17 protein-coding genes and 1 pseudogene are annotated in these 23,899 nt (G+C 64.5%); 3 read left to right on the forward strand and 15 right to left on the reverse strand.

The window, feature by feature from the left end:
• Nucleotides 1-4: 4 nt before the first annotated feature.
• The 12 genes and pseudogenes from ACEN9H_RS23960 to ACEN9H_RS24015 form a co-directional block, all read right to left on the reverse strand.
• Complete coding sequence (locus ACEN9H_RS23960; RefSeq protein WP_056123329.1) at nucleotides 5-514, reverse strand: DUF6160 family protein; 510 nt, start codon at nucleotides 512-514, stop codon at nucleotides 5-7.
• Between the two features lie 269 nt (nucleotides 515-783).
• Nucleotides 784-2,622 carry a translational GTPase TypA gene (gene typA, locus ACEN9H_RS23965; protein WP_056123327.1) on the reverse strand — a complete coding sequence of 613 codons (1,839 nt, stop codon included), beginning with the start codon at nucleotides 2,620-2,622 and terminating at the stop codon, nucleotides 784-786.
• Nucleotides 2,623-2,776: 154 nt separating this feature from the next.
• A complete protein-coding gene (locus tag ACEN9H_RS23970) occupies nucleotides 2,777-3,325 on the reverse strand; it encodes a hypothetical protein (protein ID WP_413672340.1) in 549 nt (182 codons plus the stop codon).
• A 39-nt stretch (nucleotides 3,326-3,364) separates the two neighbouring features.
• Complete coding sequence (gene truB / locus ACEN9H_RS23975; RefSeq protein WP_413672341.1) at nucleotides 3,365-4,288, reverse strand: tRNA pseudouridine(55) synthase TruB; 924 nt, start codon at nucleotides 4,286-4,288, stop codon at nucleotides 3,365-3,367.
• A complete protein-coding gene (rbfA, locus tag ACEN9H_RS23980) occupies nucleotides 4,285-4,686 on the reverse strand; it encodes a 30S ribosome-binding factor RbfA (protein WP_160409569.1) in 402 nt (133 codons plus the stop codon). The genes truB and rbfA overlap by 4 nt, the downstream gene beginning before the upstream one ends.
• A 253-nt stretch (nucleotides 4,687-4,939) precedes the next feature.
• Nucleotides 4,940-7,828, reverse strand: a complete 2,889-nt coding sequence (gene infB / locus ACEN9H_RS23985) for a translation initiation factor IF-2 (protein WP_056123314.1) — start codon at nucleotides 7,826-7,828, stop codon at nucleotides 4,940-4,942.
• A 101-nt stretch (nucleotides 7,829-7,929) separates the two neighbouring features.
• Nucleotides 7,930-9,495 (reverse strand): transcription termination factor NusA, encoded by a 1,566-nt coding sequence (gene nusA / locus ACEN9H_RS23990; protein WP_056123311.1) that lies wholly within the window; start codon nucleotides 9,493-9,495, stop codon nucleotides 7,930-7,932.
• Nucleotides 9,492-9,980 carry a ribosome maturation factor RimP gene (rimP, locus tag ACEN9H_RS23995; protein WP_413672342.1) on the reverse strand — a complete coding sequence of 163 codons (489 nt, stop codon included), beginning with the start codon at nucleotides 9,978-9,980 and terminating at the stop codon, nucleotides 9,492-9,494. The genes nusA and rimP overlap by 4 nt, the downstream gene beginning before the upstream one ends.
• A gap of 281 nt (nucleotides 9,981-10,261) precedes the next feature.
• Nucleotides 10,262-12,292, reverse strand: coding sequence for a 23S rRNA pseudouridine(2605) synthase RluB (gene rluB, locus ACEN9H_RS24000; protein ID WP_413675627.1), 2,031 nt, complete (start codon nucleotides 12,290-12,292; stop codon nucleotides 10,262-10,264).
• A gap of 93 nt (nucleotides 12,293-12,385) precedes the next feature.
• Nucleotides 12,386-12,997 (reverse strand): annotated as a pseudogene (gene scpB / locus ACEN9H_RS24005) (SMC-Scp complex subunit ScpB); the annotation flags it as partial.
• 380 nt (nucleotides 12,998-13,377) lie between these two features.
• A complete protein-coding gene (locus ACEN9H_RS24010; RefSeq protein ID WP_413672343.1) occupies nucleotides 13,378-14,430 on the reverse strand; it encodes a glucokinase in 1,053 nt (350 codons plus the stop codon).
• Nucleotides 14,431-14,652: 222 nt separating this feature from the next.
• On the reverse strand, nucleotides 14,653-15,606 hold the full coding sequence (locus ACEN9H_RS24015; RefSeq protein ID WP_413672344.1) for a VTT domain-containing protein: 954 nt from the start codon (nucleotides 15,604-15,606) through the stop codon (nucleotides 14,653-14,655).
• 289 nt (nucleotides 15,607-15,895) lie between these two features.
• On the opposite strand from ACEN9H_RS24015, the gene ACEN9H_RS24020 reads away from it, so the two are divergent.
• A complete protein-coding gene (locus ACEN9H_RS24020) occupies nucleotides 15,896-16,213 on the forward strand; it encodes a transposase (protein WP_056132584.1) in 318 nt (105 codons plus the stop codon).
• Nucleotides 16,210-17,073 (forward strand): IS3 family transposase, encoded by an 864-nt coding sequence (locus tag ACEN9H_RS24025; RefSeq protein WP_056132588.1) that lies wholly within the window; start codon nucleotides 16,210-16,212, stop codon nucleotides 17,071-17,073. The genes ACEN9H_RS24020 and ACEN9H_RS24025 overlap by 4 nt, the downstream gene beginning before the upstream one ends.
• 77 nt (nucleotides 17,074-17,150) lie before the next feature.
• Here the strand turns inward: ACEN9H_RS24025 and ACEN9H_RS24030 are convergent, their stop codons facing one another.
• The 3 genes from ACEN9H_RS24030 to ACEN9H_RS24040 are packed head-to-tail and all read right to left on the reverse strand — an operon-like array spanning nucleotide 17,151 to nucleotide 20,793.
• The gene (locus ACEN9H_RS24030; protein WP_413672345.1) at nucleotides 17,151-18,836 is read right to left on the reverse strand and encodes an ABC transporter ATP-binding protein; all 1,686 of its coding nucleotides are present in this window, start codon (nucleotides 18,834-18,836) and stop codon (nucleotides 17,151-17,153) included.
• Entirely contained in the window at nucleotides 18,833-19,858 is a 1,026-nt protein-coding gene (locus tag ACEN9H_RS24035; RefSeq protein WP_413672346.1) for an ABC transporter permease, read from the reverse strand. The genes ACEN9H_RS24030 and ACEN9H_RS24035 overlap by 4 nt, the downstream gene beginning before the upstream one ends.
• On the reverse strand, nucleotides 19,855-20,793 hold the full coding sequence (locus tag ACEN9H_RS24040; RefSeq protein WP_413672347.1) for an ABC transporter permease: 939 nt from the start codon (nucleotides 20,791-20,793) through the stop codon (nucleotides 19,855-19,857). The genes ACEN9H_RS24035 and ACEN9H_RS24040 overlap by 4 nt, the downstream gene beginning before the upstream one ends.
• Nucleotides 20,794-21,114: 321 nt before the next feature.
• Here ACEN9H_RS24040 and ACEN9H_RS24045 point away from each other — a divergent pair, with 321 nt between their 5' ends.
• Nucleotides 21,115-23,886, forward strand: coding sequence for a TonB-dependent receptor (locus ACEN9H_RS24045; RefSeq protein ID WP_413672348.1), 2,772 nt, complete (start codon nucleotides 21,115-21,117; stop codon nucleotides 23,884-23,886).
• Nucleotides 23,887-23,899 lie beyond the last annotated feature (13 nt).

Consider the following 23,899-nt stretch of genomic DNA (forward strand, 5'->3'; position numbering starts at 1 on the left):
CCGCTCAGTGCGCCCAGATGTAGACGGTGGTGCCTTGCAGCTTGATGTCGTTGGCGGCGAACGAACCGTAGGAAGCGGTCGAGTTGCCCATCTTGATCGAGTCGACCGACATGCTCAGGTTCTTGTTGGTGTCGATCAGCGGGATGGCGATCTTGACGACGTCGCCAGCCGGCATGAAGGCGGCCAGGCCGGCACCGCCGGTCACGCCCAGGACGCTCGATGCGCCCGATGCCGCGCTGGCGTCGGCCTGGAACGTGGCGTTGTTGATGATGTCGATGGTTGCAGCGATGGCACCGGCGATCTTGATGTTGTTGAAGCTCACCGAGCCGCCTGCGGTATCGGTATCCGTGTAGACGAACGAACCGATGTTCACATGCAGGTCAGCGGCGATCGACACACCGTCACGGCCCGAGACCTTGGACAGTTCGGCATCGGCGATCGGGGTCAGAGCCGATGCGTACGAAGCGATCGAGGACAGGGCGGCAACGACGGTCAGTTGTTTCAGCAGTTTCATGGTATCTCCAGTGTTATTGTGATCGACGGAATCTCTTCGGGCTTACCCGCGCGTCCGCATCGGTTCCTCTGCGGCTTGTGGCCAATCGGGACGGCTGCGTCGGGACCGCTTTTGCCTTAATTGGAAGTCAATTAAGTGAAAATAATGTTATTCCTTCCAATGCAATAACCACATCGTTTTGTCCTTGCCCGGGAAGCCAAATCGATGGATTCCCGAGCCATAAAAAAACCCGCTGCGAACAGCGGGTTTTTCGTTGGAACCGGTGAAGCTTATGCGGCTTCGCGGCTGGCCTTCTTGCGCTCGTGCTCTTTCAGGTGGCGCTTGCGCAGGCGGATGCTCTTCGGCGTGATCTCGACCAGTTCGTCGTCCTCGATGAACTCGACGGCGTATTCCAGCGACATCTGGATCGGCGGCACCAGGCGGACGGCTTCGTCGGTACCCGACGCGCGCACGTTGGTCAGCTGCTTGCCCTTGATCGGGTTGACGACCAGGTCGTTGTCGCGCGAGTGGATGCCGATGATCATGCCTTCGTACACCGGGGTGTTGTGCTCGACGAACATGCGGCCGCGGTCCTGCAGCTTCCACAGTGCGTAGGCGACGGCCTGGCCGTCATCCTGCGAGATCAGCACGCCGTTGCGGCGGCCGGCCAGTTCGCCCTTGCCGTTGTCGACCGGGGAGTACGCGTCGAACACGTGGCTCATCAGGCCGGTGCCGCGGGTCAGGGTCATGAAGTCGCCCTGGAAGCCGATCAGGCCACGGGCCGGGATGCGGTATTCCAGACGGACGCGGCCTTTGCCGTCCGATTCCATGTTCTGCAGGTCGCCACGACGGCGGCCCAGTTCTTCCATCACGCCGCCCTGGTTGACTTCTTCGACGTCGACGGTCAGGTTTTCGTACGGCTCGCACTTGACGCCGTCGATCTCCTTGAAGACGACGCGCGGACGCGACACGGCCAGCTCGAAGCCTTCACGGCGCATGTTTTCCAGCAGGATGGTCAGGTGCAGCTCGCCGCGGCCCGACACTTCGAACACGGTGTCGTCCGGGGTCGGCAGCACGCGCAGCGCCACGTTCGACTTCAGTTCGCGGTCCAGGCGGTCGCGCAGCTGGCGGCTGGTGACGAACTTGCCTTCGCGGCCGGCCAGCGGCGAGTTGTTGACCATGAAGTTCATCGTCAGGGTAGGCTCGTCGACGGTCAGCATCGGCAGCGCTTCCGGCGTATCCACCGCGGTCACGGTCACGCCGATGCCGATGTCTTCGATACCGTTGATCAGCACGATGTCGCCGGCGACGGCTTCATCGACCAGCACGCGCTCCAGGCCCTTGAAGTTCAGCACCTGGTTGATGCGGCCCTTGATCGGATTCTTGTCGTCCTGGCCGTTCACGACCAGCACGTCCATGCCCGGCTTGACGCGACCGCGGTTGACGCGGCCGATACCGATCTTGCCGACGTACGACGAGTAGTCGAGCGACGTGATCTGCATCTGCAGCGGACCGTCCGGATTGTCGTCACGCACCGGCACGTATTTCAGGATGGCGTCGAACAGCGGCTTCATGTCGCCGCCGCGCACGCTTTCGTCCATGCCGGCGTAGCCGTTCAGGCCCGAGGCGTAGACGATCGGGAAGTCCAGCTGCTCGTCGTTGGCGCCCAGCTTGTCGAACAGTTCGAACGTCTGGTTGATCGCCCAGTCGGCGCGCGCGCCCGGACGGTCGATCTTGTTGACGACGACGATCGGCTTCAGGCCCAGCGCCAGTGCCTTGCGGGTCACGAAGCGGGTCTGCGGCATCGGGCCTTCCTGGGCGTCGACCAGCAGCAGCACCGAGTCAACCATCGACAGCACGCGCTCGACCTCGCCGCCGAAGTCGGCGTGGCCCGGGGTGTCGACGATGTTGATGTGGGTACCTTCGTACTCGACCGCGCAGTTCTTCGACAGAATCGTAATGCCGCGTTCTTTCTCGAGGTCGTTCGAGTCCATCACGCGGGTGTCGACCGCCTGGTTTTCACGGAAAGTGCCGGATTGGCGCAGCAGCTGGTCCACCAGGGTGGTCTTGCCGTGGTCAACGTGGGCGATGATTGCGATATTACGAATCGCGCGTTTGGTGTCTGACATATGCGTTTTCAACAGTGAAATGTTGCGTGATGGGCGGAAGAGCTCGAGACTTTCGACTTCCGGAACCCACTAGTATAGCATGCTTACAGGCCTCTGCTGCGCCGCAACGGCCTGCATCGCCAGAATAACGCCGAAATGTTGAACGACGATGACGTCAGGCGCGCAGTGCCCAGGCGGCGCTGAGCCACAGGATGAGTCCGGCACCGAGGAAGCCCACCGGCGCCGTCGGGCCGCCGCTGGCCAGCAGCGGATACAGCGCGGCGAACGCGACCATCGCCAGGCCCGTCACGTAGTGCGGTGGATTCTTGAACACATGGGCCAGCGGCAGGAAGTGCAGGCCGATGATGGCGATGGCCATCGGGATGATCCACGCGCCCTTGCCGAGATTGACCAGCACCTGCGCGAGGACGAAGATGGCGGTCCATTGTGCCGCGTTCACGATGTTGAAGACGCGCTTCATGCGGCGCCGCTCCGGCGTGTCCTGCCCGTGCGCCAGCGCGGGCGCGTAGCGGCGGTAACGGCGCCACGCGACGGCCAGCAGGGCCAGCGCCACCAGCGCGATGCCGGCACATGCCGCGGCGCCCTCGTGAGCCTGCGTCGCCCAGCCTTCCAGCCAGACGGCGCCGAACACGAAAAAGAACATGGCGCCGGTGGCCCGGCCGGCCAGTTGCGCTTCGGTGCGGAGGGAGTCGGTCGCTTGCATCACTTGATTCTGGCGCAATGTTGACGCCAGAGCAAGCGGTTAACCCTGCGGCCGCGCGATCAGCCGTTCCGGCGCCAGCACGCCCCAGTCCTGCAGGATCGCGGTGCCCAGCAGTTTATCGTCGTGGTAGACGCGCACCCTGCCGGGCGTCTCCGGCAGCGTCACCGGCTCGCGGTTCAGCGCGAGACGCTGGCCGTTGAGGAAGCGCGCGGCCAGTTCCGGCGTGAGCTCGACGCGCGGGAAGCTCGACAGCAGCGCATCGACGGGGGCCAGCAGCGACAGCGGATTGTCGTGCGCCTGCAACTGCTCCAGCGTGACCATGCCGTCGACCGTCAGGCTGCCCACCTGGATGCGGCGCAGCGCGTTCAGGTGCGCGCCGCAGCCGAGTTCGGCACCGATGTCCTCGCCCAGCACGCGCACGTACGTGCCCTTGCTGCACGTGACGCGGATCGTCAGCATCGGGGCGTCGTACGCCAGCATCTCGAGCTTGTGGATCGTGACGGGACGGGCGTCGCGTTCCAGCGTGATCCCTTCGCGCGCGTACTCGTACAACGCCTTGCCGTCGCGCTTCAGGGCCGAATACATCGGCGGGACCTGCAGGATGGGGCCGCGGAACTTCGCCAGCGCCGCGTCGATCTGCTCGACCGTGACGTTCACGGGACGGGTCTCGACGGCCTCGCCTTCGGTATCGCCCGTGGTCGTCGTGATGCCCAGGTGGACGACGGCGTCATACGTCTTGTCCGCTTCCAGCAGGTCTTGCGAGAACTTGGTCGCCTCGCCGAAGCACAGCGGCAGCAGGCCGGTGGCGAACGGGTCCAGCGTGCCGGTGTGGCCGGCCTTCTTCGCGTTGACGACGCGCTTCGCCTTGATCAGCGCATCGTTGGACGACAGGCCGACCGGCTTGTCGATGAGGAGCACCCCGTCGACGAGGTCGCGGGGCTTTTTCGGGGGACGTGCGTTCACTCGGAATCCGAATCTTCGTCGTCGTCTTTTGCTCTCGTCGCGTTCGCCTGGTCGATCAGCGCCGACATCGCGAGTCCGCGGCTCGTCGACGTGTCGTGCACGAAGTGGAGCTGCGGCAGCGTATGGATGTGCAGGCGCTTGCCGAGCAGGTTGCGCAGGTAGCCGGACGCCTTGGTCAGGCCTTCGAGCGTCTGCTTGATCTCTTCCGGGCTGTCCTTGAGCAGCGTGAAATAGATCTTCGCGTGCGCGTAGTCCGGGGTCAGCTTGACCTCGCTGATGGTAACCATGCCGACGCGCGGATCCTTCAGTTCGAAGGCGATCAGTTCCGACAGGTCCTTCTGGATCTGGTCGGCCACGCGCAAGCCGCGCTGGGGAATGCTTTTGCTGTGTTTTGCCATGTTCGTTTACTGCCGTGTATTCTTGTTATCACCCGTCATTCCCGCGAAAGCGGGAACCCATGCTGACGTTCAGAAATCGAAAAACAATCGACTTCGATCACCGTATCGATCGAGCCATCAGCGCGACCCGATATGCTCAGCATGGATTCCCGCGTGCGCGGGAACGACGAAAAATGATTTGGGGCCAGTCGCCCCGCGCCGCAAGGCGCGAGCTCCTGGCCCCAAATGGTACTCCGATCGGCAAAGGCCGTGATTACAGCGTACGCGCCACTTCCTGAACTTCGAACACTTCCAGGGTATCGCCCACCTGGATGTCGTTGTAGTTCTTCAGCGACAGACCGCACTCCAGACCGGCGCGCACTTCCTTGACGTCGTCCTTGAAGCGCTTGAGCGACTCGATCTCGCCGGTCCACACGACGATGTTGTTGCGCAGCAGGCGGACCGACGAGGTACGCTTGACGACGCCGTCCGTGACCAGGCAGCCCGCGATCGCGCCGACTTTCGACACGAGGATGACCTGGCGGATTTCCACCTGGCCAGTGACGTGCTCGCGCTTCTCCGGTGCCAGCATGCCCGACAGTGCCGTCTTGATCTCGTCGATCGCATCGTAAATGATGCTGTAGTAACGGATGTCGACGCCGTTCGTTTCCGCCAGCTTGCGCGCCTGGGCGTCGGCACGGGCGTTGAAGCCGATGATGACTGCCTTCGACGCCGTTGCCAGGTTGACGTCCGACTCGGTAATGCCGCCGACGGCCGCGTGCACGATCTGCACGCGCACTTCCGACGTCGACAGCTTCTGCAGCGAGCCGACCAGCGCTTCCTGCGAACCCTGGACGTCGGTCTTGACGATGAGCGGCAGGTTCTTGACTTCGCCTTCGCCCATCTGGTCGAGAATGTTCTCCAGCTTCGCTGCCTGCTGCTTGGCCAGTTTCACGTCGCGGAATTTACCTTGACGGAACAGTGCGATTTCGCGCGCCTTGCGTTCATCGGCCATGACCATGACTTCCTCGCCCGCGCTCGGGACTTCCGTCAGGCCCTGGATCTCGACCGGGAACGACGGACCGGCTTCGGTCACCGACTTGCCATTTTCGTCCAGCATCGCACGGACGCGGCCGAAGGACGATCCCGCCAGCACGACGTCGCCGCGCTTCAGCGTACCCGACTGCACCAGAATGGTGGCGACCGGGCCGCGGCCCTTGTCCAGGCGGGCTTCGACCACCAGGCCACGGGCCAGCGATTCCACCGGCGCCTTCAGTTCCAGCACTTCAGCCTGCAGGAGCACGTTTTCCAGCAGGTCGTCGATGCCCTGGCCGGTTTTCGCCGACACCTGGACGAACGGCGATTCGCCACCGTATTCTTCCGGCACGACGCCTTCAGCCACCAGTTCCTGGGTCACGCGGTCTGGATTCGCGCCCTGCTTGTCGATCTTGTTGATCGCCACGACGAGGGGAACGCCGGCCGCTTTCGCGTGAGCGATTGCTTCCTTGGTCTGCGGCATCACGCCGTCGTCGGCCGCCACCACGAGGATGACGATGTCGGTCGCCTTGGCACCACGGGCACGCATGGCGGTGAACGCCTCGTGGCCCGGGGTATCCAGGAAGGTGACCATGCCGCGCGGGGTGTCCACGTGGTAAGCACCGATGTGCTGGGTAATGCCGCCGGCTTCGCCCGCCGCCACCTTGGCGCGGCGGATGTAGTCCAGCAGCGAGGTCTTGCCGTGGTCGACGTGGCCCATGACGGTCACCACCGGCGCACGCGGCTTCAACTCGAAATCGGCATGCTCGCCGTGGTCGGCCAGCAGCGCTTCCGGATCGTCCTCGGCGGCGGCGAAGGCCTTGTGGCCCATCTCTTCCACCACAATCATCGCGGTTTCCTGGTCCAGCACCTGGTTGATGGTGCACATCTGGCCCAGCTTCATCAGCTGCTTGATGACTTCCGATGCCTTGACGGCCATCTTGTGCGCCAGTTCGGCGACGGTGATGGTCTCCGGCACGTAGACATCCTTGACGATGGCTTCGGTCGGGGCCTGGAAGTTCGATTCGCGATCGTCGTGGCCGCCACGACGGCCGCCGCGGCCACCACCTGCGCGCCAGCCGTCACGGCCGGTCGGCGCCGCGTTGCCGCGACCCTTCGTACCGCTGCTCGGACCGCCGCGCTTCTTGTCGTCCGACCAGGTCGAGGCCACGTTGGCCGACTTGATCGATTTCTTGTCGCCCGGCTTGGCACGGGCGCCCGCACCGTCGGCCGGCTTGGCTTCGGCCGGTTTCGCAGCCGTCGCCGGCTTGTGCAGGGTGCTCGGTTCGGCCGCCTTCGGTTTCGCAGCCGGCACCACTTCCGGCGCCTTGATCACGCGGCGCGGCTGGGCCATCATCGCCTTGATCTGGGCGACTTCATCGGCCACGGCCTTGCGTGCACGCTCGGTGGCGGCAGCGCGCTCGGCGGCTTCCTTCGCGGCCTCTTCGGCCTTGCGCTTGGCTTCCTCGGCAGCCGCTTTCTTGGCTTCCTCGGCGGCGGCGCGCTTCGCTTCCTCGGCGGCGTTCGCAGCACCTGCCGACGCCTGGGATGCTTTCTGCGCCTCGTTGGCACGAGCTGCCTCGGCTTCCGCGGCTTCGCGCTTGGCGCGCTCTTCCGCGTCGCGCTTGGCCTGCTCTTCGGCCGCCTTGGCCTGCTCGGCCTTTTCGGATTCGAGCTTGGCCAGGCGTTCCTGCTTCTCGCGCAGTTCCGCTTCCTGACGCGCGATCAGCTCTGCCTGACGGCGCGCTTCTTCATCGCGACGCGCCTGCTCGGCGGCGTCGACGACCGGCGACTGCTGGGCAGCCGCTTTCGGCGTGACGAGATCGTCACGTTGCACGAAGGTGCGTTTCTTGCGCACTTCGACCTGGATCGTGCGCGACTTGCCGCTCGCGTCAGCCTGCTTGATCTCGGAGGTTTCCTTGCGGGTCACCGTGATCTTCTTCTTTTCGCCGGATTCGGCGGCACCGTGGGTACGGCGCAGATGGTTCAGCAGCTTATCCTTATCATCCTTGGACAAGGGATCTGACGTCGAACTTTTCTCGACGCCGGCAGAACGCAGCTGCGTCAGCAGCAAATCTGCAGGCATCTTCAGTTCGGTGGCAAATTGGGCTACGTTGTTACTCGCCATTCAGTCCTCTTTTCTATGTGTCGCGAGATGATAAAGAAATTTGCTAGCTTAATAAAGCGCGAAGACCGGAAAGCAATGTGCTCCGGTCTGTCGCGTCTCATTTATGCCTTGGCCGTTTCGACCTGGCTCCAGGCTTTTGCCTGGAGGGCCTTGGCCCGGTCGTCGTACTTGGCGTCGACCAGTTTCATCTCATCGTCGGTCACATCATTAAATTCATTCTTGATCAGTTCACGGGCACGATCGGTCGGGAGCGCCAGGATGGCGCTGAACTCGTCGTAGGCCAGACCCGCGAATTGCTCCAGGGTCTTGATACCGGCCAGACCCAGCTTGCCGGCGGTGGTGCGGTCCATCCCTTCCAGGTTGGCCAGCGCCTCTTCCATACCCTCGAGACCTTCTTCCGAAGCAATCGCCTCGGTCACCAGCGCGTCGCGTGCGCGGGTGCGCAGTTCGTTGACGGTGTCCTCGTCGAACGATTCGATCTCCAGCATTTCGGAGATGGGCACGTATGCGACTTCTTCAAGGCTCGAGAAGCCTTCCTCGACCAGGATGTTCGCCACTTCCTCGTCCACGTCCAGCTTTGCCATGAACAGCGTACGCACGGCAGCGGTTTCCTGGGCAGCCTTGTTGGCCGACTCTTCGGCGGTCATGATGTTGATCTTCCAGCCGGTCAGCTCGGACGCCAGGCGTACGTTCTGGCCCGAACGGCCGATCGCGATTGCGAGGTTTTCCTCGTCGACGACGACGTCCATCGCGTGCTTCTCTTCATCCACCATGATCGACGACACGTTGGCCGGAGCCAGCGCGCCGATCACGAACTGGGCCGGATCTTCCGACCACAGCACGATGTCCACGCGCTCGCCGCCCAGTTCGCCGGTCACGGCCTGCACGCGCGAACCGCGCATGCCGACGCAGGTACCGATCGGGTCGATGCGCTTGTCCGCGGTAAAGACAGCGATCTTCGCACGGACGCCCGGGTCGCGGGCGGCCGACTTGATCTGCAGCAGACCCTGCTCGATCTCGGGCACTTCGAGTTCGAACAGTTTCATGATGAATTCCGGTGCCGTGCGCGACAGGATCACCTGCGGGCCGCGCATGTTGCGGTCCACGCGCAGGATGTAGGCACGCACGCGGTCGCCGATGCGCAGGTTTTCCTTCGGGATCATCTGATCGCGCGGCAAGCGCGCCTCGATCTTGCCCGATTCGACGATCGCATCGCCGCGCTCCATGCGCTTGATGGTGCCGGTGACCAGCGCGTCGCCGCGCTCCAGGAAGTCCTGCAGGATCTGCTCGCGCTCGGCGTCGCGGACGCGCTGCAGCACGACCTGTTTCGTGTCCTGGGCGAAGCGGCGGCCGAACTCGACCGACTCGATCGGCTCTTCGATGTATTCGTCGACTTCGATGTCCGGAATCTGTTCCTTGGCTTCGAAGTGCAGGATTTCCTGGTCAGGCAGCTGCAGGCCGGCCTCGTCGGGCACGACGTGCCAGCGGCGGAAGGTTTCGAATTCGCCCGTGTCGCGGTCGATGGACACGCGAATGTCGACCTCGCCTTCATAGCGCTTTTTGGTAGCTTGCGCCAGGGCGAACTCGAGCGCCCCGAAGACCACTTCCTTATCGACGTTCTTTTCGCGCGCGAGCGCATCAACCAGTAACAAAATTTCGCGACTCATGCTTTGCGACTCCTAAAATCCACCTTCGGCACCAGGCGTGCCTTGTCCAGTTCGGCCAGCGTAAATTCGAGCAACGCCGGCCCATCCTTGCTTTCAAATTCCAACCCGATCTTGTCGCCCTCCGGCGCATGCAGGATGCCCGTCCAGGTCTTGCGGTTCGCGGTGCCGGGCATCGCGACGCGCAGCTTGACGGTGCATTCGCTGCCGGCAAAGCGTTCGAAGTCGGCCAGGGTGCGCACCGGACGGTCCAGTCCGGGCGACGACACTTCCAGGCGCTCGTAGTCGACGTTTTCGACCATCAGCACGTGCGACAGCTGGTGGCTCACCGTGGCGCAATCCTCGACCGAGATCGGTCCCTTTTCGTCCGCCACTGCCGCCGGGAAGTCGATAAACACGCGCAGGATGCCTCGCTCGCCCCGTTCGATATCGACGAGGTCGTAGCCCAGTCCACTGACTGTCGTGGCAATCAAATCAAACAACTGCACAGGTTTCTCCACGGTCCGGTGCCGGACCCTTAAAACGATTCAACAAAAAAAAAATGGGCAACTGCCCATCTTTTGTATTCCCAACTGGAGCTTGTTCGCCAAAACAATATTGGGAAGCACTCGGGTTAGACACGCATTATAACCCGATACAGGGTCGGCCGCAATCGCCGCACTGCAAAATGAACAGCTGTGCAACAGTTTACACGTTTGAAGAATACGGCGCTGCAAGCGATTCATTTTCGCGCGGCATGACCCAAATCATGCCCGCGCGATTTGACGAATTAACCGCGGCGACCGCGGCGCGGCATGCCGTGGTCGCTCACGCGCGGACCCTGGCTGCGGCGGTTCTGGCCAGCGCCGGCAAAACCGAACGTCGTCTGCAGCGGATCCGGCTGGCGCGGGCCCTTGCCGCCACCGCCACCGCCGCCGCCGCCACTACCACGCGGCTGGTTGTTGCCACGCGGCTGGTTGCTGCCGCGTGCCTGGCCACCGCCGAAGCCGCGTCCACCCTGGCCCTGACCCTGACCCTGACCGCCGCGGCCGCCCAGGATGCCGCCCTCTTCGCGCCCCGAGCCGACACGCGCCACCGGCGGGCCGAACGGATCCACGTTGCGGTTGGCGTCGGCGCGGTCGATGCGGTTGCCGTTCGAGCGGTGATCGTCGTTGCCGCGGCCCTTGGGACCACCCTGCCCCTTGCCCAGCCCCTTGCCGCCGGCAGCGCCCTTGTTGTTCTGTCCGCCGCCCTTCTTCTCGATGCCGAAGGCGTCGAGGAAGTTGCGGACGTCGTTTTCTTCCAGCTCTTCCCAGCGGCCGCGCTTGAGGCCCGACGGCAGGGTCATGGCGCCGTAGCGCGTACGGATCAGGCGCGAGACGGTCAGGCCAACCGCCTCGAACATGCGGCGCACCTCGCGGTTGCGACCTTCGCCGATCACCACGCGGTACCAGCGGTTGACGCCTTCGCCGCCGCCATCGGCGATCTTGGTGAACGAGGCCGTGCCGTCGTCGAGCTCGACGCCGGCCAGCAGTTTCTGGCGCATGCCCTCTTCCAGCTCGCCCAGCGTACGCACGGCATATTCGCGGTCGATGTTGTAGCGCGGGTGCATCAGGCGGTTCGCCAGATCGCCGGAATTCGTGAACAGCAGCAGGCCCTCGGTGTTGAAGTCGAGGCGGCCCACGGCCAGCCATTTGCCGCTCTTCATGGTCGGCAGGCGGTCGAACACGGACGGACGGCCTTCCGGATCGTCCGCACTGACGATTTCGCCGGCCGGCTTGTGGTACACCAGCACGCGCGGCGGCTTGTTGTTGTTCACGCGGCGCTGCAGCAGCTTGCCGTTGATGCGCACGGCGTCCGTCGGCAGGATGCGCTGGCCGATGTGGGCCGGCTCGCCATTCACCGACACGCGGCCGGCGATGATCAGTTCTTCCATGTCGCGGCGCGAACCGAGGCCTGCTTCCGCCAGCACCTTATGCAGCTTCGGTGCGTCGTCCTCGGCCGTCAGGTCGCGGCGCGCCTTGGTCGGCTGCGACTGGCCGCGGCCGCCCTCGTTGGCGTCGAACGCGTCCGACGTGACGAACGAGAACACGGCGTCGGCATCGTTGCCCTTGCCGCCCTTGGCCGGCTTGTTGCCCGGCCTGGCGTTCTTGCCCTTGCCCTGCTGTTTCTGGTTCTGGCCCTGCGGTTGAGCGTTCTGGCCGCCCTGGGCGCCCTGGGCGTTCTGCGCCTGCTGGCCGCGCTGCTGGCCTTGCTGGCCTTTCTTCTGCTGCTTGCCGCCGCGCTGGTCGCGGCGCTGCTCGCTGCGACCGGCTTCGACCGGCGCTGCCTCGGCGGCAACGGCTTCCACCGCGGGCGCTTCCGACTCGACGCGCGGCTGGCGCGGTTCGCGCGGTTCGCGCTGCTGGCGCTGCTCGCGCATCTGGCGCGGGCCGCGCGGCTTGCGCTGGCTTGCAGCCTCGTCCGCCGGAGCGGCTACGGCAGGTGCGGGTGCGGGTGCGGGTGCAGCAGCAACAGGCGCGGGCTCGGCCACGGCGGGCGCAGCCTCGACCACCTTACGGGTACGCGGCTTGCGCGGCGCCGGTTCGGCGGCCGGTGCGGCGGCGGCCGGCGCCGCACCTTCCGCTGCCTCGGCCGCCTTCTGGGCCGCGGTCTTGCGCGTGCGTTTCGGTTTTTCCACGGCGTCCGGCTGCGCGCCTTCCGGTGCGGGTGCGGGCGCGGGTGCGGCCTCCGCCTTCGGCTTGGTGCGACGCTTCGGCTTGGCGGCCGTCTCCTGTCCTGCCTCGGCAGGGGTCGTCTCGTTCATGTCAGTTGGATTCATCATTCGTTTCTTGGTTTTGCTGACCTGGCGCGACGATCAGTCGTTGGACGCGAGCGCTTGGTCGTGTATCGGGACTTCAACGGGTGAAGTGTCGTCAAATTGTTGCAGGGCCGCTTCCAGTGCTTCCAGGCTGCGCCCGGCGCCGACGTCGGCCACCTGCTGCAGCGGCGGCAACTGGGACAGCGCGGCGAGCCCCAGATCGTCGAGAAACTGCTTCGTCGTTCCCAGCAGCGCGGGGCGCCCGGGCACTTCGCGGTGGCCCACCACGTCGATCCAGCCGCGGTCTTCCAGCATCTTGATCGTCTGCGAATTCACCGCCACGCCGCGGATTTCCTCGATGTCGCCGCGCGTCACCGGCTGGCGGTAGGCGATGATCGCCAGGGTTTCCAGCGTCGCGCGCGAGTACTTCGGCGGTTTTTCCGGCGCGATCCGGTCCAGGTAAGGCTTCATTTCCGGGCGGCTCTGGAAACGCCAGCCCGATGCCAGGCTGACGATCTCGATGCCGCGATCCTGCCAATCCTGGCGCAATTCTTCGAGCAGGATCTTGATCGTATCCGACCCGACGCCGGCGCCGAGCGGCTGGCCGTCCGACTGGCCGTCCTTGTCCACGTCGACGAAGAGCTTCTTCATGGCGTGGATCGTCATCGGCTCGCGCGCGCACAGCAAGGCGGTCTCGAGGACCTTCTTGGCCTCATCAGTGTTCATAACGATGTCGTCAGCGGAGTGTGCAACTCTGGATGCTAAGAATCATCAAACATAACCCGTTCCACCAGCTGCGCGGCAGCCGCCAGACTGAGACTTCATGCTTTGAAACGGGGTTCCATCGCCCGGATTGGCGTACCGGACGGGATACCGTGAGGGTTTGCGCCCTGCCACGGGGCGGCTCACCGGAAAGTGGACCGCAAACGGTTGATTTTCAAGAGAAACGGGGCTGCCGGCTCCATCGGGAGACTGGGCTCTGGAGGCGAGGCTCCTGGCGCCGGGCTAAGCGAACGACATCGTTTCTTCCAACTGACGGCCATTGTACCCGATAAAACCGGGAAAAGAACATTGCCATGCATCGGAAGCGACACCGCGGGCGCGGATCACACGCCCGGATGGTCCGCGAGGATAGCCGAAACGCCCACGAAGGCGGGGTAGTCGGCCGTGATCACATAGGTCGGCACCTGCGCCAGATAGCCGGCGAAGCGGCCTTTCTGCTCGAAGCGGGCGCGGAAGCACGAGGCGGCGAAGCGCTCGCCCAGGCGCGGCACGATGCCGCCGCCGATGTAGACGCCACCCTGGGCACCCAGCGTGACGGCCAGGTTGCCGGCGATGGTGCCCAGCATGCCGCAGAAAACCTCGATGACCTCGTCGCACACGACGCAGGTGCCGGCCAGGCCGCGGCGCGTGATCTCGGGGGCATCCAGCGCCTCCACCGCGCCGCCGCGCAGGTTTGCCAGCGCGCGGTAGATCAGTTCCAGACCGGAACCGGACAGGAAGCGCTCGGCCGACACGTGTTCGAATTCGCGCCAGGCGAATTGCAGGATGGCGACTTCCGTCTCGTTGGCCGGGGAAAACGTCACGTGGCCGCCTTCGCTGCGCAGTGCCGTCCAGGCGGGCTTGGCGCCGGCCGGCAGGTTTTCCGCCGGCACCAGGCCGGACACGCCCAGGCCCGTCCCCGCCCCCAGCAGGCCGATCGGACTGCCCGCGACGGGCGCGCCGCCGCCGATCTGGCGCTTCTCGCCGTCCGCCAGGTGCGGCAGCGCCATCGCCAGCGCGTAGAAATCGTTGACGACGGCCAGCGCGTCGAATCCGCACTCGCGGCGCAGCGTCTCGATCGAGAATTCCCAGTGATGATTGGTCATGCGCACGAAGTCGCCGACGATGGGATTCGCGATCGCGATCGCGCCATGGCGGACGGCGCCCACGGCGGCCACGTGCGGCAGCGCGAGGTAGGCACGCAGTGCGTCGGCGAGGGTCGCGTACGCGGCGCAGGGCAGGACTTCGATCAGCCCGGCCGTGCCTGGTCCGGTTTCCAGCGCGAAGCGCGCATTGGTCCCGCCGATGTCGGCCAGCAGGCGCGGGCTCGCGTATCGGGCGCTGTCGAGGCGCGGTTCGGTGGACGGATCGACGATGGCAACGGGCGAAACGATCATGGCAGGCCGTAAGAAACAGATTCCTCGAAGCTTAAGGATTTCTTGGCTGCAGCGCAAGCTTTTATTGTAGTTTAGGTACATCCGACCCAACACACTGGCGAATCTGTGTAAAACCCCTGTACGGTGACGAGTAGTCCAGCTACCAATGCACGGGATTTATCGAAAGCACGGGCGAGCGCCGGCGCCGGGCCGGCGCCGCGTGATCGGAAAACGGGATAGTGATCAACCGTGCTTGGGGTTGAGCTCGGCGTCGGCCTGGGCGGCCGCGCAGTGGTCGTTCCACGCATCCAGACCGCCGTGCAGCGGACGGGCGCGATGAAAACCGTTCTTGACGAATTCCTTCGCCACCTGCGCCGCCGTGACGTCGTTCGGGCAGGAGCAATAGATGACGATGTGGCGGTCCTTGTCGAGCGTGGCCATCAGGCGCTCCGGCACATGGTCGCCATAGACCAGCGCGCCGGGAATGCCTGCTTCCAGCTGGCGCGCGGTGACGCCGCGGGCGTCGACGATCAGCGGATCGTGTCCCGCCTCGACCAGGGTCTTGAGCTCGTCCATCGTGATGCGCGGCAGGTTGGCCCCGCCGAGGTTGCGCTTGCGCTCGATGTACTTGAACGCCACGAACAGCACGAGCAGGAAGCCGACCACCATCAGCGCCGTGCTGCCCAGGGTCTCGAACCAGGCGATGACGTCGTCCACGCTGTTGTGGAACCAGGCACCGAGGCCCATGCCCACGCCGCTCCACAGCAGGCCGCCGGCGACGGACAGCCAGACGAACTGCGGCGGCGTCGTGCCCATGGCGCCGGCGAGCGGCGGCGCGATCGTATTGAAGCCGGGAATGAACTTGGCGACGACGAGGGATTTCGCGCCCCAGCGGCTGAAATTGTCCTCGGTCTGGCTGACGCAGGAATCGGGCGACAGCGAAATCTTGCACAGCAGGCGCAGGATGCGCTTGCCGTAGTAGCGGCCGGCGCGGAACCAGAAATAATCGCTGATGAGGCAAGCCAGCACGGCCGCGGCCAGGTACAGCGGCCAATTGGCCCCGCCGTCGACGGCCAACGCACCGGCGATGATCAGCACCGGAAACGCGGGAATGGGCAGTCCGATCTGTTCGAGCAGGACGATGCCGAACACGATGAGGACGCCATATACGTGAATCAGGTGGGAGAGCTGGGCCATCCTCATATGGTAGCGGAAAACCGGCACCGGCGTGGCGAAAGCGGCAACGCGCGCAGCCCGCGCGCAACACCCAAAATTCGGGGTCAGAGCACATTTATTTCGAAATTCGGGGTCAGAGCACATTTTTGAACAATGGCTCGTGATCACAAATTTCTCGGTAAAGCCGATCACGCCAAGCCGCGCCGGCGCGATCGTCTCAGTCGAACTTTTCCGCAAGCCATTGACACAAAATGTGCTCTGAGACGTACCGGGTTTAGTGGACATCCCAAATAGAGGACAATACGTTCCCATGGATAAGACTAAACCCGACGCTACCGGACGCAAAAGCTTCACGAAGGCTTTCAAGCAAGAAGCAGTCGCACGTCTGAAGAAAACTGATAACGCGACGGCTCTGGCGCTGGAACTTGGCGTGCGGCGCAACTTGCTCTACAAATGGGCTGAGGCGCTCGAGAAAGCTGGCGCGGAGAAGGCGTTTAATGGCCCGGGGCGGCCGCTGGCACAGGACGAAGATGAGTTGACCCGACTGCGGCGGGAAAATGAGCGGTTAAAGATGGAGAATGCCATCTTAAAAAAGGCGGACGCGTACTTTGCGAAACGCAAGCCGTGAAGTACGCCTTTGTTCATCAGCACTGCAAAGAGTTTCCAATTGCGATGATGTGTCGGCTGCTGCAGGTAAGCCGAAGCGGCTGTTATGCCTCGCACAGGCGTGAGCCGAGCATACGCAGTCGTGAAGACGTCGCGCTACGTATTCGCATCGAAGAATTGCATGCAAAACAGTGGCGCGCGCCAGGCGTCATCAAGACTTGGCGCCTGCTGCAGGCTGACGGAGTGAACTGCAGCCGTAACCGCGTGGCCAGGATACGCCGGATTGCTGGTATCGAGACGCGACGCATGGCGCGGTTTAAAAAAATGCGGACGTATCAAAAGAGCGAGCCACCCGCAGAAGATTTGGTCAAACGCGAATTTGCCGTAAAGTTGCCCAACCGGGTCTGGGTCGGCGATATGACGCAGATCGCGACAAGAAAAGGGCCGTTGCATCTTGCCGCCTTCATCGACCTGTGCACACGTCGCGTCATCGGCTGGGCCACTGCAACGAGCCAGACAGCCAGGCTGGCCGTGACAGCACTGCAAGCAGGTATTGAACAGCAAAAGCCTGTCGGCGGGCTAATCTGTCATACGGATCAGGGCTCGCAGTTTGCCTCGGCCATGTTTCGCAATCACTTGCAAGACAACCAAATATGCCCGAGCATGAGCCGCAGAGGAAACTGCCACGACAACGCCGTGGCAGAGAGCTTCTTTTCGAACCTGAAGAACGAAGTGACGCACCACACGGTCTATGAAGATCAGCAGTCGGCACTAGCCGCCATCACCGCCTACATCGACGTGTACTACAATCAGCAACGCCTTCATCAGACGCTCGGCTACCGTACGCCGGCCGAAGTCGAAAAAATGCACAGGTGTACCTGATTTAACCTGTCCACCAAACCGGTGCATCTCACTCTGACCCCGAATTTGGTCCGAAATGTGCTCTGACCCCGAATTTTTCAGGCGCCGCGCGGGATTGCGGCCAGCAGTTGCTGTGTGTACGGATGCTGCGGATTGCGATAGAGCTCGTCCGCATCGGCCATCTCGACGACGCTGCCGTGGTGCATCACCATCACGCGGTCCGAGATGTACTTCACCACGGACAGATCGTGCGAGATGAAGATGTAGCTCATCCTGTACTCGTCCTGCAGGTCCTGCAGCAGGTTCAGCACCTGCGCCTGCACGGACACGTCGAGCGCGGACACGGATTCGTCGCACACGAGGATCTCCGGCTTCATCGTCAGGCAGCGCGCGATGGCGATGCGTTGTCTCTGGCCGCCGGAGAATTCGTGCGGATAGCGGTCGAACGCCTGCACAGGGAGACCCACTCTCTGCAGCAGATGGCGCGCATGTTCCGTGCGCTCCGCATCGTTCGCGCCGATGCGGTGGATGCGCATCGGCTCCAGCAGGATCTGGCCGACGGTGAAGCGCGGGTTCAGCGACGCGTACGGATTCTGGAACACGATCTGGATGCGCCGCTTGTACGCCTGGAACTCGGCATCGCTCATCGCGACGAGGTCGCGGCCGTCGAACAGCGCGCTGCCGCCGGTCGCGCGGTGCAGGCGCAGCAGCGTGAGGCCGACCGTCGTCTTGCCCGATCCCGATTCTCCCACGACGCCCAGCGTTTTCCCGCGCGGGAGCGTGAACGACACGTCCTTCACGGCCTGGAATTCGCGCTTGCCGAACAGGCCTTCGCGCACGTAGAAACTCTTCGCCAGCCCCTTGACCACGAGGATGTCCTCGTCGCCCGGCGCATAGCCGCGCGCGCGCTGGGGCAGCGTGTCGCCGGGCTGCGCGCGTCCGCTCAGGTAATCGTCGATGACGGGCAGCCGCACGGGCCGCGCATCCAGCGGCGGGCGGCAGTGCAGCAGCGCGCGCGTGTACGCGTCGCGCGGGGCGCCCAGCACCTGCGCGGCAGCGCCCTCTTCCCGCACCTCGCCGTGGCGCATGACGATCACGCGGTCCGCGATCTCGCCCACCAGGCCCAGGTCGTGCGTGATGAAGAGCACGGCCATGCGGCGGCGTCGCTGGAGCGCCGCGATCAGGTCCATGATCTGCTTCTGGATCGTCACGTCCAGCGCCGTCGTCGGCTCGTCCGCGATCAGCAGCTTCGGTTCGCACGCGATGGCCATCGCGATCATCACGCGCTGCTGCTGGCCGCCCGACATCTGGCTCGGATAGGCGTCGATCTTTTGCGCGGGATCGGGAATGCCCACTTCCTCCAGCAGTTCGAGCGTGCGGGCGCGCGCCTGGCGCTTGTCCATGCCGAGGTGCAGGCGCAGCACTTCACCGATCTGGAAGCCGACCGTGAACACGGGATTCAGCGACGACATCGGTTCCTGGAAGATCATCGCGATGTCCTTGCCGCACAGGCGCCGGCGTTCCGCGATCGGGAGGTCGAGCAGCTCGCGGCCTTCGAAACGGATCGACGAGCCGGGATGGATGATCGTCGTCTCGGCCGGCAACAGGCCCATCACGGCGAGCGAGCTGACGGACTTGCCGCTGCCCGATTCGCCGACCAGCGCGACGGTCGCATCGAGCGGCAGGCTGAACGAGATGCCCTTCACGGCCTCGAACGTGTTCTTCCTGTCGGTCCGGAAGGACACGCGCAGATCATGGACCTCGAGAAGATTCATGGTGCTCATTTGAGTTTCGGATCCAGCGCATCGCGCAGCGCATCGGCGAACAGCGAGAACGCCGTGACCAGGATGGCCATGGCGCTGGCGGCCGCCGTCAGTTGCCACCATTTGCCGAGGATGAGTTCATTCTGCGCCTCGTTCAGCATGCTGCCCCACGAGACGACGCCCACCGGCACGCCGAAGCCGAGGAACGACAGGATCACTTCGGCCTTGATGAAGCCGACGACGAGGATCGACATCTGCACGAGCGCCACGTGCGACACGTTCGGGAAGATGTGCACGAACATCTTGCGCCAGCCGGACGCGCCGATCGCGTCGGCCGCCATCACGTATTCCCGCGCCTTGTGCTTGATGTACTCGGCGCGGATCAGGCGGTACGGCCCCGTCCAGCCGGTGAGGCCGAGGATCAGCACGATCGTCAGCACGCCCTTTGTCTGCAGCACGGCGGCCACGGTGAGGATCATCAGGATCGAGGGGATCGCCGTGAACACGTTGTAGAACCAGTTGAACAAATCGTCGACCAGCCCGCCATAGAAGCCGGACAGCGCGCCGAACAGCGTGCCCAGCGCGACGGCGACGAACGCGGCGACGAGGCCCACGACGATCGACGTCTGGCCGCCCTTGATCGTCTTCCTCACGATGTCGTGGCCCCATTTGTCGGCGCCGAACGGCAGCGTGGTGCGTTTGGCCGCATGCGCGGCATGGCCCTGGCGTGCCAGTTGCGCCCGTAGCTCGGCGATGTCGCCCGCGAGCGGATCGAGCGCATTCGGCGGCGCCGGCCGCGGCGGCAGCGCGAGCGCGGCCAGCGCTGGATCCGGGCCGACGAAGGAAGGCGGCGCGTAATTGACGGCCACTTCGTCTTCCCAGTCGGCCGCGACGAGACCCGTCGCCGCCAGCACGACGGACAACAGGAACAGGCCCACGACGGCCAGCGAGACCATCGCGACGCGGTCGGCACACAGGCGGCGCCAGGCCAGACCCCACAGGCCGACAGGCGTTGCGGGAAGGGTCAGCTCTTGAACCGTCATTTGAGCTGCACGCGCGGGTCGACGGCCTGGTACATCAGGTCCGCCAGCAGGTTGAACACCATCGTGGCGGCGGCGACGTACACGGTGATCGCCTTGATCACGGGGAAGTCGCTGCGCTCGACGGCGAGGATCACTTCGCGCCCGATGCCGGGGATGCCGAAGAAGCGCTCGAGCAGGAAGGCGCCGATCAGGAGCGCCGGCAGGTTGGCCATGACGTATGTGATGATGGGAATGGCGGCGTTGCGCAGCACGTGCACCCAGACGATGCGCCGCTCCGGCAAGCCTTTCGCGCGCGCCGTGCGCACGTAGTCCTGCCCGACTTCGTCCAGCACGAAGCTGCGGAACAGGCGCAACGTCGGCGCCAGCGACACAGTGAGGCCGATCAGGATCGGCAGGGTGGCGTAGCGCAGCAGGTTTTCCGTGAAATGCTCGCCCCACCCCTGCACGGGGAACAACCCGAGCTTATAGGCGAGACCATACTGGAACACGATGATGTAGACGAGGATCGAGATCGACATGCCGACCGTGCACGCGACCATCACGATGCGGTCCGTCAGCGAGCCGCGCACGAAGGCGACGGCGAGCGCCAGCGCGATGCCGATCGTGGTCTCCAGCACCGTCAGCGGCACGAGCACCGTCAGCGATGGCCCCAGGCGGCTGGCGATGATGTGCGACACGGGCTCGCCCGTCGCCCACGCGTTGCCGAAGTCGAACGTGACGATCTGCTTCACGAAGATGCCGAGCTGGACGTACCACGGCGCATCGAGCCCCAGCTGGGCGCGGATGTTTGCGATGGCGCGCGCGTCGGCCATCTTGCCCGCCAACAGGTACGAGGGGTCGCCGCCGACCCAATTGAACAGCACGAACACCAGCACGACGACGCCGGCCATCGTCGGCAGCATCTGCCACAGGCGCCGCAGGATATAAGCAAACATCGGGATTCCCGGGTGAGTCTTCGAACGCGTTCGGAACTATAGACCAGATTGCGCCGCCCCTGCCGGGAAAAGATGTCATGAGGCCATAACCAAATGGATGGGCTGTTGTGGTGTTTACGCAATATGCATTGTCATCGTATTGACACATTGCACGCTGCGGTGGTCTGATGCGTTGCCAAAAAATGAATTCTAGATTTTTGGACAATGAGAGAGAGCTTACATCATTAGATTTTCCAGTCCGGCATATACATACCATGAATGTTCCGAATCTGGAATGCGTCGATGTTTAGCCTTGCCATCGAAGCCCCATTTGGAGTTGTAATGTATCAAAAGAAAGCTATCGCACAAGCAGTCACGCTCGCCCTCGCCTATGCGGCGCTGGGCGCTGCACCGGCCGTGGCGCAAGACGCCCAGGGTCCGATCCAGCGTGTCGAAATCACCGGTTCCAGCATCAAGCGCGCGACCGCCGAAACGGCTTCGCCCGTGCAGGTGGTCAGCCGCGAAGACCTCGCCAAGTCCGGCAAGGGCACCGTCGCGGAATACCTGCAGACCTTGACGTCGGATGGCGCCGGTTCGCTGCCGACCGGTTTCGGCAACGGCTTCGCCGCCGGTTCCACCGCCATCTCGCTGCGCGGCCTGGGCGCCACCTCGACCCTGGTCCTGCTGAACGGCCGCCGCATGGCACCGTTCGCGCGCGCCGACGACGGCCAGAAGAGCTTCACCGACCTGTCGACCGTGCCGATGGAAGCCGTCGAGCGCATCGAGATCCTGAAGGACGGCGCCTCGTCGACCTACGGCGCCGACGCGATCGCGGGCGTGGTCAACATCATCCTGCGCAAGGACTTCGTCGGCACGACCTTCAAGGCCGAAGTCGGCGAATCGCGCTACCACGACGCCGGCACCGGCAAGGCCGCGCTCACCTGGGGCAAGGGCCGCCTGGACGAAGACGGCTACAACGTCATGGTCAACGCCGAGTTCTACGGCAACCAGTCGCTGCTGAACAAGGACCGCGCGGGCCGCGAATGGATCGGCCATGGCGACATCCGTCCGTGGGGCTATGCCGCCAACACCCAGTTCGGCTACGGCTACATCACGTCGGGCGCGTCCCAGCCGACGCCGACCGGCGCGCTGCGCGATCCGAAGACCGGCAACTACGTGTCGCTGCCGGGCTGCTCGCAGTTCTCCGTCACCGCGGCGCAAGACCCGGCCGGCGGCTGCCTGTGGTACGCCGACCAGTTCCGTTCGATGCAGCCGAAGATCGGCGGCATGAACTTCTACACCCGCTTCACCAAGAACCTGAGCAACGACCTGCAGTTCTACGCCGAAGCCGGCTACTCGAAGCGCGACACCGAATTCACGCTGATCCCGCCGTCGACCAGCGGCACCATCGCGTTCCCGCCGAACGCCGCCAACCCGACCGGCATCATCAACTACGGCAACGCGATCCTGATGGGCGCCACCCATCCGCAGAACCCGTACGGCGTCCCCGTGCGCCTGCGCTACTCCCTGTTCGACGTCGGCCCCAGCACCCGCTCGGCCGACAACGAATTCTCGCGCTTCGTGTTCGGCCTGAAAGGCACCGTGGCGGGCTGGGACTTCGACACCGGCCTCACGCACTCGCAGTCGGCACTCGACCTGAACTACAGCAACATGCTGAACATGAAGGTGCTGCAGGCCGCGCTGGGCGATCCGACGAACGCCCTGTTCCCGTACTACATCGGCGCGCAGGCCGGCAAGAACCCGGCGGCGCTGTACGCCGCGCTGGCCACGAACGCCACGTCGCACTCGACCACCAAGCTGGACGTCCTCGACTTCAAGGCGTCGCGCGAACTGATGCAACTGCCGGGCGGCGCGCTGGGTCTCGCGGTCGGCGGCGAATACCGCCACCAGTCGCTGGACAACCCGTCGCTGTCGGGCACGTCGGACGGCTCGATCAACTCGTCGTACGTGGCTGCCCAGGGCTCCCAGAACGTGTCGGCCGTGTTCTTCGAAGTGGCTGCGCCGATCGTCAAGACGGTCGAGCTGAACGCCGCCGTCCGCTACGACAAGTACAAGGACTTCTCGTCGACCACGCCGAAGTTCGGCGCCAAGTGGACCCCGCTGAAGACCTTCGCGCTGCGCACGACCTACACGGAAGGCTTCCGCGCTCCGGGCCCGGCGGAGTTCAGCCCGGCCTCGCAGAGCACCGGCAACTCGGCCGTGCGTGACCCGATCCGCTGCCCGGGCGGCACGCCGGCCGCCGGCGGCGCTACCCAGGCCGACTGCTCGATCACGATCGGCGCCGTCAAGGTCGGCAACCCGAGCCTGCAGCCGGAAAAATCGAAGGGCTACACGCTGGGCATGGTATGGGATCCGTTCGACGGCACCGCGCTGTCGCTGGACGCCTTCAAGATCAAGCGCTCCAACGAGATCAACCCGCTGTCGTACGTGGAAGCCGCCGCCCTGCCGACCGCGATCCGCAACGACAACAACCTCGTCGTGAATGGCGTCGCGATCCCGAACACTGGCACGCTGCTGCTGTCGAAGGCGCCGTACCAGAACTCCAGCTTCACGGAAGTCAAGGGTGTCGACCTGGACGTCAAGCAGCGCTTCCGCCTGGGCGACTACGGCCGCGCCACCGTGGGCCTGACCTGGACGCACGTCGCATCGTGGGTGCGCGCCGAGAAGAACGGCACGCGCTTCCAGTACGCCGGCACGCACGGCAACTGCGATACGTCGGACTGCGCAGGTACGCCGAAGGACAAGATCAGCACGACCGTGTCCTGGGACCGCCAGGACCTGAACGTGACGGCGACCGCGAACTACCGCGCCGACATGCAGAACGTGTACTTCGCGGGCGACAAGTGCGCCTCGCAGTACGCGAACGGCTCGCCGGCACCGGGCAACTGCCGCCTGGCGTCGTTCACGACGATCGACCTGTCGGCCCGTTACCAGGTCACGCAGCAACTGCAGGTCTACGGCTCGATCACGAACCTGTTCGACAAGATCGCACCGCTGGATCCGCTGACCTACGGCGGCATGAGCTACAACCCGATGGACGCGAGCGGCGCCATCGGCCGCTTCTTCAAGGCCGGCGTGCGTTACCAGTTCTGATGACAGACAGCCG

The sequence above is a fragment of the Massilia cellulosiltytica genome (assembly GCF_047325105.1).
Classification (GTDB): domain Bacteria; phylum Pseudomonadota; class Gammaproteobacteria; order Burkholderiales; family Burkholderiaceae_D; genus Telluria; species Telluria orientalis.